Below are 16907 nucleotides of genomic sequence, written 5' to 3'. Positions count from 1 at the left end.
AATAAACAGTGGTATATCAAAACTAATTATATTAAATGAATGTAAAAGCAGTCTAGAAAAGAGAATATAATATTATTTAGGTAAGAAAAAAGGTATAATATTGACACATAGTTGTAATACACTGATGGTAAAATTGTATTATTCATTTGCCGTATGTTAGTTAGACATAAAAATAACATCTAATTTAAATAAGGGGGAAAATTTAGTGTCTAAAAAGGTTATAAGTATACTTATGAGCATAATAGTTGCAGCATCGTTAGCTGGGTGTAAAAATGCTACAGATAGTTCAACAAAGAAAACGGACACAACAACGGAAAGTAGCACAAACTCTAATGATGATAGTTTAGAGGGAAAATGGGCAAAAAATTATACATTAGATCAAACACAAAAGTTATTTAAAGATAAATTATCAGATATGGAGAATATAACCAAGGATTTAGGGGTAAAATATACAAAAGATGAGAAAACAAGAAAAGAAAAAGATGAATCTGTAAATGATAACTCCATATATTTTGACAATCAAAAGCCAGAAGTAAATAAAATTGAAAGTATGTATTTTGGAATGAAAACATATGGTGATAATTTAGAGACTGGTGATATAAGTCTAAAGTTGAGTTTGAATTTTGATGGTGAGAATGCAATAAAAAATAATAATTTTGACTTAGGAAAGACATCTTTTAAAAAGTACATAGAAGCATTTACAGGCCAAGAAGGTAGAGATTATTCAGACATAAATAAACAAATAATTGATAAACTAAAAAGTGGTGAAAACCAAGTTCAGATTAATAACACAATTGATGGCTTAAAGGAAGAAATCTTAGCTACCAAAACGTGTATAATATATAAATTATCTACAAAGAAGTACAAATTTGCTGATGGTGAAATGAGTATGAAGTAGATTACAAGGGGGAAAATTTCTTGGAAAAAGATAACTTAAATGAAAATGAAATAAACGATGAAGTGGAAGAAAACGAAATTAAAAAGATTTCGGATACTGAAGAAGAAACAGATAGCAATGTTAATAAAGAGGTTGAAAGTTTAATAACTAGCGATGAAGAATCAGATAAACAATCTTCTTCTAGAATTATATTAGCTAACGCACTTGATCAGTTATTAATGATTGCTGGTTCAGCTTTATTAGTACTATTGTGTGATATAATTTTAAAATTATGCGGATACATGTTCGTAAGGGATAATGGATCTGTAATTTTAGCAGGAGGAATAATATATTTTATTATAAATTGTATTTATGGCCCAATAATGGAAAAGAGTAAACTAGAAAATACTTTTGGGAAAAAGATATTAAATATGAATTAATTTATAAACTGAATTTACTATTATAATTTAAAGAATATAAAAATTACTTTTTATATTCTTAATTTTTATTAGAGATAAAATTTTAAAATATAAGTACTTAGGAGTATATGATGAAAAAAGGAAGCGATTTAAGCGTTAAAATAGAAAAGTTACAATTTCCATCGACAGGAATAGGTTATGCAGAAGATAAGACTATATATGTTAAGAATGCTTTTCCAGGTCAAACAGTTACAGGTAGGGTAAAAAGGAAGAAAGAAGACTATGCGGAGTTAAAATTAATAAGTGTAGATGAACGAGCTGATTATGAGATTGAAACTCCATGTTCTCATTTTGGAGTTTGTGGAGGATGTTCATCACAAAGTATACCATATGAAAAGCAATTAGAATTTTTAAGCGAAGAAGTTAAAGAATTATTTAGAGAAGCAAATGTTGACACAGGAGAGTATTTAGGCATTCAAGGAAGCCCTAACCAATGGGAATATAGAAATAAGATGGAATTTACATTTGGTGATGAAGCCAAGGGAGAGCCACTTTCATTAGGTATGCATATGAGAGGAAAATCCTTTGGAATATTAACTGTAGATGAATGTAAACTTGTTGATGAGGATTATAGAAAAATTATTAGATTGACTGCTGATTACTTTAGAGAGAAAGATTTGCCTTATTATAGAATAATGAAAGCTGAAGGCTATTTAAGACATTTAGTGATAAGAAAAGCTCAAAATACTGGCGAGATTTTAGTTAATTTAGTTACTACTACTCAGATAGACTTTGATTTAAGCGAATATGTTAAATTACTAAGAGAACAAAGTTATAAAGGAAATTTAGTATCTATAATCCATACTGAAAATAATTCGAAATCAGATGCAGTAATACCAGAAAAGGTAAATGTGTTATTTGGAAAAGATTATATTAGAGAAACATTACTAGGATTACAATTTAATATTTCTCCATTTTCATTCTTTCAAACCAATACAAAGGGTGCAGAAAGCTTATATTCTATTGTTAAAGAGTTTATGGGAGATAGTGAAGAAAAAATTGTATTCGATCTCTATTGTGGTACAGGAACAATAGGGCAAATAGTAGCTCCAAATGCAAAGAAAGTAATAGGAATAGAACTTATTGAAGAAGCAGTTGAAGCAGCAAGAGAAAATGCTAAATTAAATGGATTAAATAATTGTGAATTTATAGCTGGTGATGTAGCAGAAATAATAAAAACAGTAAAAGTTAAACCGGATATAATAATATTAGATCCACCAAGAACTGGAGTACATCCTAAGGCGTTAGATTATGTAATTAAATTTAATGCACCAGAGATAATATACGTTTCCTGCAATCCAAAGACATTAGTTAATGATCTTAGAGTACTTACGGAAAAGGGATATAAAGTTATTAAAACTAAAGTTAAGGATATGTTCCCTAATACGCCTCACGTTGAAACTGTAGTGAAGCTAATTAAGCAATTGTAGCTAACTAAAAAAGTCTTGCAACTTCTAAAAGACCCCTGCCATTTTGAAAAAAGCTGTGCAGAAGTCTGTGGATAGAAGGAAGAAAAATCAAATGGCTGTGGATAGAATTAAGAAGATTAAGCGAGAATTGAACAGGTAGGCATATCGCTGGCGAAGCCAGATATATCAAGGTCTAAATATGGAATGATGATAGGATTAAGGATAGAACTTCCTTAGTCCTATTTTTCATGCTTTTTTCCGATTTTACTTTCAACAATACCATATAAAAAGTCCGAATAAATGTATTCCTTAATCGCCCCCGAAAGGGATACTGAGATAGAGGTGAGGATTGAACGGAGGCAAGATAAATAATGGTTGAGATAGAATTTGCAAAGCAAAGCATGAGTCTATAAATAGGCAAAAGATAGAATTAATGATTGATAAAATGTTAGATTTAGAAGTTGATACCGTCCTGAATAGGATTAAAAATAACGATAGATTTAGACCTTGGTTTATAGGCGAATATGGTCGGACTTTTAGCAAGGGTTTCTTCAAATTCGAAAATACTTTGGATAGATATGTGGTAATGGATGCCATGAAAAATTAGAAAAACCGTAGCAAGAGTTTTTTAAGTGTATCTAGCAATTGTAGCGCTTCCATAAACATTTCAAATTCCCATTAGACCCCGCTGGTTCTGATAAATCTTGACGAATGGTGGAATGATAAGGATTAATGAATTTAAGAATGATAGTAAATGATAGGATTGAGGTAAACCTTAATTCTCTTTTTTTATTACATTTGCCCTTTAACGCTAATAAAGTTGTCAGACTTTATTGTCTTCTGATGAGTAGTGTAACCATCAGAAGATAAGTAGATTATTATGTTTTTTTATAAAAAGTATGTGTTTTAATATTTTCTATTGATTGAATGAAATCAGCCAATAGTGAATATGCTTCATCCGCATTGCTTAGGAAGATTATGATTGAAGTGGCCTTTGATGTATGAGTTGTTTTTGGATCGTGTTTATCAACAAATATTTTTATCCCTATGTCGTCAAATTTTGAAATAGTAATTTGATAATCTAAATAACTTCCCGTGTTACATTATTATAATTTCCGCCGTAAGGATTCAAGAGTAAGCTATCATCTTCTTTTGATATTTCTCTTGCTAGGCATGTAAGCTTAATAGTGTCTGTAACACCATATAGATTTTCATAGCTACGAATTTTACTCATTCGAACTTACCACATGTATGTGCTATACCTATTTCTAGGTACCAGGCTTTTAGACTTGTATATTCCTTGATTTTGTCAGTTGTAACTAGACATTCTAGCCATAAATATTTTATAGACACCGGCCTATCCTATACTCGACCACCTCTGGTTTGTTACCGTATAATCTTATTCGACTTCGTCGAGTTTTTAACTCTTTGTTGTTTACTCAACGAAGAATTAATTGAAGTATCAGTGGAAACGCATAAAGGAATTACTATCTAATTTGGAAGTTTGTATAATATCACATTTTTATTGTTTTATTTTGGAACGATGTAACATATATGGACAGCTAAAATGATTTAAAAAAATTAATAATGTTTCATAAATATACATAAATAATGGCTTTATTCATTGATATGTTACCTAAAAACCTTTAATATGTTATATATATAAGATGAAAAAAATAAAGGGTTCAAATATGAAAAAAAGAAGCGGCGAGAAGGTGATGATGTTGTTAATCATAACAGATGATCTCGCAGTATAACTCGATATGGGCATTGAATCTGCAGTAAGTATTGCAGCTGATAGAGTTGTAATAAATATTAATAATGATAGATACTATGGATGTGATCACATCATTTAAAGGCAATGAGCAGAGATTTCTGTATCATAGGTGGTCTGGTCGCGATTCGGGCAACCCGTCGCTTTGTGAGATGCTACTGGCGAAGCAGATGCCCTATGCATTGGATTTACGTCAGATAGAGACAGTTTGGAATTTCATAAAGAGATTCTCAGGGAATCCGGACGACGCGCTGAAAATTGCAGAGTGGATCTACTAAGGCAATATGGTTTGCTAACTTAGATTTTTAATGCAGGATAAACTGTTGAAATTAAATATATAATCAGAGGGAGTAACTTCCTGATAAACAGGAATAAAGTCGTCAACACGGATAATTTTATTAAAGATAAATGTCCCGGCTTTATTGACAAGTTAAAAATTGTTTTGTGAGACTCTGAATTCAGTTAATATACTGTTCGCATAATTTCTTGTTCTTAAACTTTTTTAAGGTAAAGGAGGTTTTTATAAGAGGAACAAAAACACAGTAAGCATAAAAAGGAAAACGAGATTGTAGAAAATTAAGTAAAAAATGGAGGGAAAAATATGGAGCTAGTAGTAGCTGTACTTCAAATCACATTGTTGGATATAATTCTTTCGGGAGATAACGTAAGTGTAATAGCCTTGGCAATTCGGAAAATGCCTGAAAAACAAGCAAAGATTGCCAGTTTAATAGGTGTAGGAGGGGCTGTTGTGGTGAGGATACTCTTTACTTGCATTATTACTCTAATCATGGCTATACAATGGTTGCCTATTAAATTAGTGGGCGGAATAATACTTATAAAGATTACTTGGGATTTATTGAATGCAAAAGAGGAAGAAGAAAATATTGAAATAGGAGGCGCTAAAAACTTATGGAAGGCAGTTGCAAGCATAATTATAGCGGATATAAGTATGGGACTCGACAATGTGCTGGCAATTGCAGGAGCGGCTCATGGAAGCATTTGGCTAATAGTCTTTGGGTTAGGTATGAGTATTCCTATTATTTTTTTTGGAGCTAAATTTATAGCAAATCTTATGAATAGATATAAGATTATAGTCTATATAGGAGCAGGGCTACTTATGTATACAGCGCTTACAATGATTACAGAAGACAATCTTACAGCAAGATATATTGCTCATGGTGCATCAATTATAATATCGGTCTTAGCTGGTCTTGCGGTTGTATTCTTTGGTGTGTACAATATAAAAAGAGATGCTAAAAACGATAAAATCAAGGAAAATAAAGAGATTTCGATAAAATCAGTTTAGTTTAATGGATATAAGTGCCGAAGATTTAATTTGAAGAATGAAGAAATGCAATCTGATACAATAAATCGGTCGGTCGCATATTCGATTCCTGTCAGGCGCACTAAATAAATGCTTCCCGAGTTTAGGGAGGCGTTTTTTTGTTTTTTTTTGTTATCTCTGACTTTATATTAAGATATAAACTTATTAGATGAACAGCGAGAGAATGGAAAGAACTAAATATGGTGGTTAGATATGAGAAATTGGAGAAATAACATACTTTTTATAATGAGGATGACAAAAATAAGGTAGTTTGATTAGGTGGACTGACACTGATTGGTGGGGCAGCATGTACTATACAGCGGCTGCTTATTTTTTAAGGAAAATATTATATATGTAACATTTAGCCATCAGCTGTTATATTAATCTAATGTTAAAAATGATATAATTGTAGTAACATTAACTGCATGCTTATCTATGCTATTATACATATAAGTGCCTTGAGTAGCTAACTCCAATGTTGTTGATATATGATCGGTGAAGATGTTTTCTTTGGAAATTTAAAATTAGGAAATATTTTCAGCCTCTGTGGAGGAGTGAGATTGGTTGTTAAAGGAAAAATATTAAAGGATAAGTAGTGTGAAATTTTTCTTATAGAATTGAACCGCTTTGTGGTGGTTGCTTTTAATTTGCTGAAAAATTTGGAATTGATAAATAATGAGATAATTACTAAAAATAGTAGCTATCTCATTTTTGTTTATAAACACTTCGTTTAGTGTTAAGGAAATATGTTTTAAATTCCTATGTTTGAGGGAGGCATGTGTCATATTATGATCTTTTTAAGTACCTCCATAATGTAGTTCGGCTGATGCCTAATTGTTTAGCTGTAACGGCCTGGTTTCCATGGTTTTGAGAGAGTGCCTGATTAATTATATCCTGTGTAATTTCATCTAGTGGACGGTTTAGGTTCAGTAGGATTCCGTTATCAACTGTAGTATAATAACTCCCAATTGTATTCTTTTCTTTATCAAGAATATTCGAAACGGAAATACTGGTAATATAAGGGGTTGTAGTGATAACTGCCAGTTCGTTTAGTAGCCTTTTAAACTGGGTATAGTTTTGAGGCCAATTGTATTGCTGTAGAAGTTCCATAGCTCGGGGCTCAAAGCCAATAAGTTGCTTACCTAGTTCTACATTGAGAGAACCCAAATAGATACTAGACAGACTGGGTATCTCCATCACGCGTTCTCTTAGTGAGGGCAAGCAGATGGTAAGGCATGATAGGCATTTGACAAATTCTTGCGCAGCGCTTGGAATTAAAGTGTTAAGATTGCTCGTGCAGGAAAAAATCAACCTATTCCTTTTATTAAGGTTTGCACCTACAATAAGAGATAGCAGTTGTTGACTACGCTCTTTTGAGAGAGTTTCTATACTTTTAAAGTAGATAGTATTGTTAATATCATTAAAAGGAGAACTGTAGTGGTTAACTAGATACTCCCAGCTTTTATCATTTACAAGTGAACAGTCAATGGTTACAAGAGGATTGGATTTAAAGGAGCTATTAATGTAGATAATTCGCGCAATCTGTTCCTTGTCGGTTCCGTGTTCTCCGGTTATCATAACAGGAAGTGAGCTGGGACTAATCTGATTGATAGAATCCTGTAATCCTCCCATGGAACCTGAGATGCTATAGAAGCTGTTGAAGAAATGTTCTTCTGCTTCTCTTTTATTGGAAAACTTTATTCTATACTTGTTTGTAGTTATTGGAACCTTTGAAGCTGTAACATAGAATACAATATAATTTGTATTGTTATAACTTATAGTGCGACCCTCGATGGAAAAAAGTGTACCGTTTAAATCACGAAGGATTTTGTTGCTATTTGATGAAATAATCTGACGGATTTCAATTTTAAGCATTTCATACAACATTTCGCTATTTTTCTCATTCCAGGTTGAAAAATACACTTCACCTTCTGGAGTGAATATAACCGTATAGTATCCGTTCCTTGTAATTACTTCCTTAAAAAATATATTTTCTTTTTTAAGTTGCGAATAGATGGTGCTGATTTTCACAGCCTGATTAAATGCGCTTATAATGCTTTCGGTGCCAGAAGTAATGAGGATGGCGTTAAGACCAACATCTCTCGCTGTGGTATGGGTGATCATATCCCCGATTACCATGTGATAACCATTTTGTTTTAAATGATTTAAGGTGTTTTTAACCTCATCTTCACTGTGGACTGTTACAATATCGATGTTATATTGCAATAGTGTACATAGTAGATGGGCGCTTTCCGTAATGCTGGGAAAACCAACAATAGCATAACTATTTGAATAGTTTTCTGCCAGCTTTATAGCTGTAAGGATATCATATACGGATAAGGATATCTCCACTACAGGTATATTTGTTATTTTACCTACTAGTTCTGCGGTGCCACCTCGGGAAACTATTACATCATAGTTGTTTTGAAGATTATGATTAACAATTTCTACACCGTGGTACAAATCAGCAGTATGTACATCGAGGTCGATATCGCCTCTCTCATCTGCTACCTTCTGCATAGCAGCCTTCATAGCCTCATAGGGGGCGATTCCAAGTGCTTTAATTTTGGAAGTTTGCATTATATCACAACCTAACTGTTTCGTTTTGAAAATATTGTAACATATATGAACATGCAAAACAATCATAAAATTTTAAAATGTTTCATAATTGTACTATAAATGAATATTTTTAAATTGTTATGTTCTTTGAAAACCTTTAATATATTGAGTGTGGAAACCAAATAAAATAAATGGGTTCATATATGAAACAAACAGAGGTGGTGAGAAGTTGATAAGGTTGTTAATCATAGCAGATGATCTCACTGGAGCACTTGATACAGGGGTTCAATTTGCAGCAAGTGGCGCGGCCACAAGAGTTATAACAAATATTAATTATGATTACAGTGAGGCAGAAGAAGTCAAGGTATTAGTAATGGATGCTGAAACTAGGCATTTAGATTCCAGGGAAGCTTATCAGGTTGTATATAACATTACTAAGAAAGCGATACAATATGGAATTCCTTTCATATATAAGAAAACAGATTCAGCACTACGAGGAAACATTGGCAGTGAACTCACAGCAGTTCTTCATGCCGCAGAAGGAGAGTCTCTTTCCTTTTTTCCGGCCTTTCCTAAGATGAAGCGAACTACGATAGATGGAATACATTACATAGATGGTGTTCCTGTTGAAGAAAGTGTATTTGGAAAGGATCCGTATGAACCAGTCACATGTTCTTACATTCCGGATCTCATTAAAGAGCAGTCAATGGTAAAGGTAACTTTGGCAGAAGAAGTAGAGAGTCCGGTTAAAAGAGAGGATGTTCCTGAAATTATTGTTTGGAATGCACAGACTGATGATCAACTGGAAAAGTTAGGACAGAGACTTTATAAAGAAAATAAGCTTCATGTAATGGCGGGGTGTGCAGGGTTTGCAGCAGTGCTTCCGAAGCTTCTGGGTCTGGAAGCGAGGCCACCAGAGATTCCAAACTTTACACAAAGATTCTTGGTGATTTGTGGCAGTGTTAATCCTATTACTTTAAGCCAGCTTGAATTTGCTGAGGCAAATGGTTTTTTTAGAATTAACTTGAGTGCAGAAGAAAAGCTGGGCGAAGAATACTGGAAATGTGAGGAAGGACTTAAAAGACTTGATTCTTTAAGAGAGTTGATTGAGGCCAAAAGTTGCTCTATACTAGACAGCAATGACCTTCCAGGAACTAGTTTGACTAAGGAATATGCAGATAAGTACAATATCAGCACAGAAGAAGTCAGAGTGTCCATTGCGAAAAACTTAGGTTATATTCTGAAAGAGCTACTTAGCAGAGGACTTAAAGGTACTATGATGATCACTGGAGGTGATACTCTTATAGGATGTATGGAGCAGATGGGTGTATATGAGATGGAACCTATTTGTGAACTCACACCTGGAATTGTATTATCCAGATTTAATATTAGGAATACAGAGTGCCTTGTACTATCCAAGTCTGGAGGCTTTGGAGATGAACAACTGTTGACAAACTTAGCTAAGCAGATTTTCAAAGAAGATATTGAAAAGTGAAGAACTGGCTAAATAGATTTATATATAATATTGAATAAAGGTAGGAGATTTAAAATGTTAAGTGATTATATGTTGCAAATGCCCCATGTAGTATATTCTGGTGAGAATGCCCTTGAGAATATTTCAAAAATTATAAAGGAAGTAAAAAAGGTAGCTGTATTTTGTGATCAAGGAATCATTGCGGCAGGACTTCTTGATTATCCAATGTCACTGATAAAGAATACAGGAGTTGAAGTCGTATTAATAGATGATCTTCCTTCAGAGCCAACCTGTGATGAGGCGCAGGAAGTAATTAATCATTTTAAGGAATCAGGAGCAGATTTTATAGCAGCAATTGGTGGCGGCAGTGTGATGGATATTGCAAAGCTTGCTTCGATACTTACTACTGAACAGTATGTATTGAGAGATTTACTAGATAACCCATCCTTAGGTAAAAAGTATATTAAGACTCTCATGATTCCAACTACCGCAGGAACTGGTTCAGAAGCCACTGCTAACAGCATCGTAGCGGTTCCAGAAAAAGAACTGAAGGTAGGAATTGTAAATACAGCCATGATTGCTGATTATGTAATTCTTGATGGCAGAATGATTAAGAATCTTCCAAGGAAAATAGCAGCTTCTACCGGTGTAGATGCACTTGCTCACGCCATTGAGTGCTTTACTTCGAAAAGGTCTAACCCGTTTAGTGATACTTTTGCATTGACAGCACTAGAAATGATTTTAAATAATATTGAGGTAGCTTGTGACAGTCCCGATGCCATGGATGCCAAGAATGCAATGCTTATAGCTTCTTTCTATGCGGGAATTGCAATTACCGCCTCAGGAACTACGGCAGTTCATGCTTTATCCTATCCGCTAGGAGGTAAATATCATATACCTCATGGAGTAGCCAATGCCATGATGCTTGTGCCTGTTATGAGGTTCAATGAACCTGAATGCAGAGAAAAATTTGCATTAGCTTATGACAGGGTAGTTAAATCCGAAAGAACCGCAAATACTTTAGAAGAAAAATCAGCATGGATTATAAATAGACTTGATAGTATAGTAAAACATTTAAATATTCCTACCAGTTTAAAGGAATATGGAATTGGAAACGAAGATTTAGAAGTACTAGTAACAGCAGGCATGAATGTTCAAAGACTTTTGGTGAATAACATGCGTGAAGTTACTCCAGAGGATGCAAGAAAATTATATCTAGATATTATGTAAATTAATAAAACAATAGGAGGATGTTATGGCTGAGATTAAAGGTATAATCACTCCGATTATTACGCCAATGAATGAAGATGAAACCATCAATGAGAAAGAACTGAGATGTTATAAATGTATTGGCATGATTTAAGGAGGAAAATAGTATGAAGAAAAATCCAATTATTGGGATAACAATGGGCGATCCTGCAGGCAACGGACCTGAAATTACAGTAAAGGCGCTCCTGCACCAAGACCTTTACAAGAATTGCCGCCCAATTGTCGTAGGTGATGTAAATGTATTGGAAAAAGCGGCTGTTATTGTAGGGCATCCTGAGCTCAAATTTAATCCTATTAAACAGGTGTCTGATGCGAAATTTGAATATGGGGTAATTGATGTATTACATTTGGATCTGATTGATATGAATCAGTTTGAATTTGGTAAGGTTTCTGCCATGTGCGGTATGGCTGCATTTTTGTGTGTAAAGAAGGTAATTGAGCTGGCAATGAAAGGCGAAATAGAGGCTACCTGCACAAATGCGCTCAACAAAGAAGCAATGAATATGGCACTGGCCCCAAAGGGATTACATTTTGATGGGCATACTGAGATTTATGCTACATATACAAATACAAAAAAATACACGATGATGCTGGCGCACCATGATTTACGCGTGGTTCATGTATCTACGCATTGTTCTTTACGGGAAGCATGTGAACGTGTAAAAAAAGAGCGTGTGTTAGATGTGATCCGTATTGCAGATAAAGCCTGTAAGAATCTCGGAATTCAAAAACCACGTATTGCTGTCGCTGGATTGAATCCGCACTCAGGTGAAAACGGTCTGTTTGGGAAAGAGGAGATAGATGAAATAATTCCTGCGATAAGAGCAGCAGAGGCTGAGAGCATTTGTGTTGATGGTCCTGTTCCGCCAGATAGCTTATTTCCCAAGGCTCTTGGCGGCTGGTATGATATTGTGGTTGCCATGTATCATGATCAAGGACATATCCCACTAAAGACGGTAGGGTTTGTTTATGATCGAGAAATGAAAAAGTGGAAGGCAGTGGAAGGTGTAAATATAACATTGGGACTTCCTATTATCCGCACATCAGTGGATCATGGTACTGGATTTGATCAGGCAGGTAAAGGCACCTCAAATGAACTGAGTCTGTTGAATGCATTAGATTATGCTATCCATTTGGCGAATAACAAAGCTAATTGAGTATTTTCTGAATTCAGCTAATTGTTTTGTGAAAAGTTATATAGAAACAAGGTAAAACCAGTAAAATTCATAGGTTTAGGTATTTAAGAAATGCCTAAAAATTTTAAAATTAGGAGGATAACAACATGCAAAAGGACAACAACATGAAATACCCAAAGCTACCTGGTCTAACCTGGGATGGTACTGTCTACTACAATGATGACATGGGAACTCTGGAAGCGCTGCTGCCCACTGGCGGATACCTTACCGCCCATTCGCCGGCAATGCTAGAGTTGCCTAATGGGGACCTGTTGTGCTGCTGGTTCGCCGGCACTTACGAGGGCAGTGCCGACATACGCATCATATGCTCTATCCTGCCTAAGGATGGCACGGCCTGGCTGCCAACAGTGGATATCTCCGGCGACCCAACACGCAGTGAGCAGAACCCATCCCTATTCTACGGACCTGATAATGCAGTCTGGGCTATGTACACCGCCCAGCTAGACCGTCAGGAGGGCAAGGACAACATGCAGTACACCGCCGTGGTTCGCTGCCAAAAGAGCACTGACGGTGGCAAGACCTGGGGTCCATATGAGACGATTTTTCCGGAGGAGGGCACCTTCTGCCGTCAGGCGATTCAGATACTGTCCAACGGACGTTGGATTTTTTCTAACTGGCTGTGCACAGATTCGGTGGACGGGCTATCCGGTGATCCTACCGCATTCCGCATTTCGGACGATGAGGGTAAGACTTGGCGAATGGTCATGATGCCAAAGAGCAATGGTCATGTACACGCCAACGTGGTAGAGCTGGAAAATGGTCATCTAGTTGCCTTTATGCGAAACCGCGAGGCTTACCGCATCCACCGCAGCGAGTCATTTGACTGGGGGGAGACCTGGAGCGAGCCGGCGCCGACCCAGCTGCCAAACAACAACTCCAGCATCAGCGCACTTAGGCTGCAGAGCGGGCGCATCGCCATTGCCTACAACCCTACCTGCACGCCGAATCCTGAACCTGGAAAGGCTGCTTGGCCTGGCCTGCGCTGCCCTGTGGCAGTGGCCCTGTCTGAGGATGGCGGTCTGACATTTCCGATTATCCGCTGGATGGAGCGGGGCGAGGGTTTCATGGGTGATGAAAACAAGACCAACAATCGCCAGTATGAGTACCCATATCTGATGCAGTCTGCCGACGGCGCACTGCATCTGGCTTACGCGTCCCACACACGCATCGGAGTTAAATATGTTCGCTTCACCGAGCAGGACGTGTTAGGGAAAAAGCGAGAGCGAGTGGGACTCTATAACCCCACAGCTGCCCAGAGCCGCTGAGCTGGAAAAAGCCGCCGGCAACTAAGCCGGTGGAGCTTATTATATAAATAGAAAAGGAGAGAGTTATTATGAAGAATGTTGAATTAAAAGGTATTATTCCACCTATTTTAACCCCTATGAATCCAGATGAATCGATCAATCTTAAGGAGTTGCGTAACCAGATTGAGCGCATGTTGGAGGGCGGCGTCCATGGTCTGTTCCCATTCGGAACTAACGGCGAAGGTTACATCTTAAGCGAAAATGAAAAAATTGAGGTTCTAGAGGCTACTATCGACCAAGTGAAAAGTCGTGTTCCGGTGTACGCAGGTACCGGATGCATTTCCACAGCTGATACCATTCGTTTTAGCAAGAAGGCTCAGCAGCTTGGTGCCGACGTACTATCCATTATCACCCCTAGCTTTGCTCTTGCTTCACAAAAAGAGCTTTACGATCACTACGTGGAAATTGCTAAGCATGTAGATATTCCAATCGTGCTGTATAACATCCCTGCACGTACAGGCAACAAATTGCTTCCTGAAACCGTTGCAAAGTTGGCTAGAGATGTAGACGTAATCATGGGTGCCAAAGACTCCAGTGGTGACTGGGATAACCTACTTGCCTACATTAACCTTACAAAGGACCTAGACAAAGACTTCCGTGTTTTATCTGGAAACGATTCATTAATTCTACCTTGCCTAAAGGCAGGTGGTGCAGGCGGCATTGCAGGATGTTCCAACGTATATCCTCATGTTCTGGCATCTATTTATGAACTGTTCGAGGCTGGAAAGCTCGAAGAGGCTAAAGTAGCTCAAGACTCCATTGCCTCCTTCCGTGCCGTATTCAAATATGGCAACCCTAACACTGTTGTTAAAAAGGCTGTTTCTCTGCTTGGTTATCCTGTAGGCGACTGCCGCCGTCCATTCAACTATCTATGCGACGAAGGTGTTGACGCACTAAAACAAGTTTTGAAGGAAAATGCCGACAAAGGCATGTGCTAATATGAGTACGATTGAACTGATATAAGGTATATTCAAAAAAATAATAGACCAGTATGCTTGCCTATTTCACGGTCTATTATTTTCTTTCATGTGCCTAATATCACCAACTGCAAAAAATAATTTTGTGTAAAAGAGAGGAGTTCAAATAAATGACTATTCCAATGATTATTGCCTTAGTTATAACTATATTCATGATTATTTTAATCATGACAGACAAACTTCCATTTGGTGCACCACCACTTCTTGCATGTCTACTAATGGTTCTTTTTGGTGTAACCGATATCAAGACTGCTTTCGGAGGATTTTCTAACTCTACTATTATTATGCTTGCTTCTTTCATGGCAATCGTGGCTGCTCTAGAAAAAACTAGCTTTATCGGTGCATTCAGAAGAGTAATTTTGAACATGGCTAATAAAGGTGGATTTAAGGCATATATACTGTTATTTATTATGGTTATGTTAGCTTGTAGTATATTCGGCACGGGCTCAACTGCATTCTATGTTCTTACTTTAGGTATATTATCTACTGTACAGTATAGTGACAAGTTACCACGTGGTAAAGTTATTGCTGCTGCAGGTTTCGCAGCTAACCATCCACTAATCCCTGTAAACGTTACATTACAATATGGTATTGTTATTGCTGTTTTAAAAGCTGCTGGTTCAACTTTTGTTGAAGTTAACTTAGCAAAATTCTCTATTGTAAACTTAATGCTTTCATTAGCTTATATAGCATGGACTTTAATTGGGTATAAAATTTTACCTAATAAAAACGTTGAAGATATAGAAATTGGAGATGGTAATGCTCAAGAAATAGTTTACGATTTACCAAAATGGAAGGAATATGCAACATATGGAGCTTTTTTAACAGCTGTTGTTGGTATGATTCTTCAAAGTAAAGTTGGCGATGTAGCATATATGGTTCCAGGTTTATCTGCATGCCTGGTTTTAGTTGTCGGTGTTTTGGATTTTGATGAAGTTCGTAACAACATTGGTGCTCCAATTATTTTGATGTCTGCTGGTGTTATCGGTATTGCCGATGCTCTTGGAAGTACAGGCTTAACTAATTTAGTTGGTACAACTGTAGCTAGTATGCTTGGTACTAACGTTAATCCTTTCGTACTAATATTTGTCTTCTGTATACTAACAAGTCTACTTGCAACCCTTACAGGATCAACTATAGGTACTGTATATGTATTTGCACCTATGGCTATTGCTACTTGCATGAGCTTGGGTCTAAATCCAACTGCTGCTGCTGCTGCAATCGTAATTTCAGGTTGGAACGGTCATTTCTTACCAATTGATGGTCTGCCAGCTATGGTAATGGGAATTGGTAAGTACAAGCTAACAGAGTTTTGGAAATTCACAATTCCAATGTACTTCATCCGTTTGCTTGCTTTGACTATCGCAGCTGTATTGATTTTCCCAATGTAAGCTCAAAATTACTTATTCTAAATAGCTTAAATAAATGGTAATCGTTTTGATCCATTTAAGCCCTTATTGATAAGAGGGATCTATGGTCTCTCTTATGGCTTACGAAAAGCGAATTACGACAAAATCAGTAGTGACCAAACGCATCCAATACGTATCAAAAAAATATCAAACTTTATATAAAACGGATAATATTTCGAAGAAAGAGGTAGGATTATGAATAGTAAATTTGAACTAGAGCATATCGGCATTAACACACCAAATGCTGAGGAGGCAGAAAAATTAGCTCAGCTTCTGAGCGTGATGTTTAATCTGGAGCCTCGTCACGGACAAAAGTCCGAATTTGGCGGCCCTTACTTTGAGTGCATGAAGGCACCATTCCTGGGAGCAAACGGTCATATCGCTATGCGTACACCTGATTTAACTGCTGCCGCAGAAGAGTTGAAAGAGAAAGGCTTCTCCTTCAACATGGATACTGCCGCATATTCCGAGGATGGCAAACTGAAGAACGTCTATTTAGACGGCGAGTTTGGAGGCTTTGCCATTCATATTATGCAAAAGTAACAGCAAAAACAATTTAAACAACACAGCGAAATCAACCTTCGATTTAACTGAACCCTAAAAGTTAGGTGTGTGATAAAATAGACATATGGAGTTTTCAAGGTTTTGTAGACACAAAGTTAAGCGGATTGTATAAGCTTTGTTCTTAAAATTGAGCGGGAGTCATATACCCAAGAGCAGAATGAATCCGTTTGGTATTATAATATAATTCGATATATTTAAAAATATCATCTCGAGCTTGTTCAGGTGTTCTATATTGAGCGTCTTGAATAGGCTCCCTTTTTATGGTTCTATAAAACTACTACATGAGAGCATC

Annotated in this window: 14 protein-coding genes; 11 read left to right on the top strand and 3 right to left on the bottom strand. The window is 36.5% G+C overall.

What is annotated here, in order from left to right:
• Window positions 1–205: 205 nt before the first annotated feature.
• The 3 genes from L1S46_RS07580 (at window position 206) to rlmD (ending at window position 2786) form a co-directional block, all read left to right on the top strand.
• Entirely contained in the window at window positions 206–898 is a 693-nt protein-coding gene (locus L1S46_RS07580) for a hypothetical protein (protein ID WP_238861391.1), read from the top strand.
• 20 nt (window positions 899–918) lie between these two features.
• Window positions 919–1317: an RDD family protein gene (locus L1S46_RS07575; protein WP_238899689.1), complete on the top strand. Its 399-nt coding sequence runs from the start codon at window positions 919–921 to the stop codon at window positions 1315–1317.
• A 110-nt stretch (window positions 1318–1427) separates the two neighbouring features.
• On the top strand, window positions 1428–2786 hold the full coding sequence (gene rlmD / locus L1S46_RS07570) for a 23S rRNA (uracil(1939)-C(5))-methyltransferase RlmD (RefSeq protein WP_238899688.1): 1359 nt from the start codon (window positions 1428–1430) through the stop codon (window positions 2784–2786).
• Between the two features lie 1060 nt (window positions 2787–3846).
• Here rlmD and L1S46_RS07565 read toward each other — a convergent pair.
• The gene (locus L1S46_RS07565; protein WP_238899687.1) at window positions 3847–3999 is read right to left on the bottom strand and encodes a hypothetical protein; all 153 of its coding nucleotides are present in this window, start codon (window positions 3997–3999) and stop codon (window positions 3847–3849) included.
• Window positions 3996–4118 carry a hypothetical protein gene (locus L1S46_RS26310; protein WP_275298973.1) on the bottom strand — a complete coding sequence of 41 codons (123 nt, stop codon included), beginning with the start codon at window positions 4116–4118 and terminating at the stop codon, window positions 3996–3998. Before L1S46_RS26310 ends, L1S46_RS07565 begins: the two co-directional genes overlap by 4 nt.
• 1022 nt (window positions 4119–5140) lie before the next feature.
• Here L1S46_RS26310 and L1S46_RS07560 point away from each other — a divergent pair.
• The gene (locus L1S46_RS07560) at window positions 5141–5845 is read left to right on the top strand and encodes a TerC family protein (protein ID WP_238899686.1); all 705 of its coding nucleotides are present in this window, start codon (window positions 5141–5143) and stop codon (window positions 5843–5845) included.
• An 804-nt stretch (window positions 5846–6649) separates the two neighbouring features.
• Here L1S46_RS07560 and L1S46_RS07555 read toward each other — a convergent pair.
• Window positions 6650–8443 carry a sigma-54-dependent transcriptional regulator gene (locus L1S46_RS07555; protein WP_238899685.1) on the bottom strand — a complete coding sequence of 598 codons (1794 nt, stop codon included), beginning with the start codon at window positions 8441–8443 and terminating at the stop codon, window positions 6650–6652.
• 148 nt (window positions 8444–8591) lie between these two features.
• Between L1S46_RS07555 and L1S46_RS07550 the strand changes: the two genes are divergently transcribed.
• From L1S46_RS07550 to L1S46_RS07520, 7 genes are all read left to right on the top strand, one after another.
• On the top strand, window positions 8592–9917 hold the full coding sequence (locus L1S46_RS07550; protein ID WP_238899684.1) for a four-carbon acid sugar kinase family protein: 1326 nt from the start codon (window positions 8592–8594) through the stop codon (window positions 9915–9917).
• Between the two features lie 54 nt (window positions 9918–9971).
• A complete protein-coding gene (locus L1S46_RS07545) occupies window positions 9972–11126 on the top strand; it encodes an iron-containing alcohol dehydrogenase (protein ID WP_238899683.1) in 1155 nt (384 codons plus the stop codon).
• Window positions 11127–11272: 146 nt separating this feature from the next.
• On the top strand, window positions 11273–12322 hold the full coding sequence (gene pdxA, locus L1S46_RS07540) for a 4-hydroxythreonine-4-phosphate dehydrogenase PdxA (protein ID WP_238899682.1): 1050 nt from the start codon (window positions 11273–11275) through the stop codon (window positions 12320–12322).
• Between the two features lie 143 nt (window positions 12323–12465).
• Complete coding sequence (locus L1S46_RS07535) at window positions 12466–13626, top strand: sialidase family protein (RefSeq protein WP_238899743.1); 1161 nt, start codon at window positions 12466–12468, stop codon at window positions 13624–13626.
• A gap of 68 nt (window positions 13627–13694) precedes the next feature.
• Window positions 13695–14603: a 4-hydroxy-tetrahydrodipicolinate synthase gene (dapA, locus tag L1S46_RS07530; protein WP_238899681.1), complete on the top strand. Its 909-nt coding sequence runs from the start codon at window positions 13695–13697 to the stop codon at window positions 14601–14603.
• Window positions 14604–14752: 149 nt separating this feature from the next.
• Window positions 14753–16033: an SLC13 family permease gene (locus L1S46_RS07525; protein WP_238899680.1), complete on the top strand. Its 1281-nt coding sequence runs from the start codon at window positions 14753–14755 to the stop codon at window positions 16031–16033.
• Between the two features lie 213 nt (window positions 16034–16246).
• The gene (locus L1S46_RS07520) at window positions 16247–16594 is read left to right on the top strand and encodes a VOC family protein (RefSeq protein WP_238899679.1); all 348 of its coding nucleotides are present in this window, start codon (window positions 16247–16249) and stop codon (window positions 16592–16594) included.
• Window positions 16595–16907 lie beyond the last annotated feature (313 nt).

The organism is Clostridium sp. YIM B02500 (genome assembly GCF_022324665.1).
Taxonomy (GTDB): domain Bacteria; phylum Bacillota; class Clostridia; order Clostridiales; family Clostridiaceae; genus Clostridium; species Clostridium beijerinckii.
This window is presented reverse-complemented; position numbering and strand designations above follow the sequence as displayed.

Bases quoted from the DNA above. Each gene is read 5' to 3' on its own strand.
- L1S46_RS07525 (WP_238899680.1), top strand. From the start codon at position 14,753: ATGACTATTCCAATGATTATTGCCTTAGTTATAACTATATTCATGATT.
- L1S46_RS07555 (WP_238899685.1), bottom strand. From the start codon at position 8,443: ATGCAAACTTCCAAAATTAAAGCACTTGGAATCGCCCCCTATGAGGCT.
- dapA (WP_238899681.1), top strand. From the start codon at position 13,695: ATGAAGAATGTTGAATTAAAAGGTATTATTCCACCTATTTTAACCCCT.
- rlmD (WP_238899688.1), top strand. From the start codon at position 1,428: ATGAAAAAAGGAAGCGATTTAAGCGTTAAAATAGAAAAGTTACAATTT.
- L1S46_RS07545 (WP_238899683.1), top strand. From the start codon at position 9,972: ATGTTAAGTGATTATATGTTGCAAATGCCCCATGTAGTATATTCTGGT.
- L1S46_RS07535 (WP_238899743.1), top strand. From the start codon at position 12,466: ATGAAATACCCAAAGCTACCTGGTCTAACCTGGGATGGTACTGTCTAC.
- L1S46_RS07560 (WP_238899686.1), top strand. From the start codon at position 5,141: ATGGAGCTAGTAGTAGCTGTACTTCAAATCACATTGTTGGATATAATT.
- pdxA (WP_238899682.1), top strand. From the start codon at position 11,273: ATGAAGAAAAATCCAATTATTGGGATAACAATGGGCGATCCTGCAGGC.
- L1S46_RS07565 (WP_238899687.1), bottom strand. From the start codon at position 3,999: ATGAGTAAAATTCGTAGCTATGAAAATCTATATGGTGTTACAGACACT.
- L1S46_RS07520 (WP_238899679.1), top strand. From the start codon at position 16,247: ATGAATAGTAAATTTGAACTAGAGCATATCGGCATTAACACACCAAAT.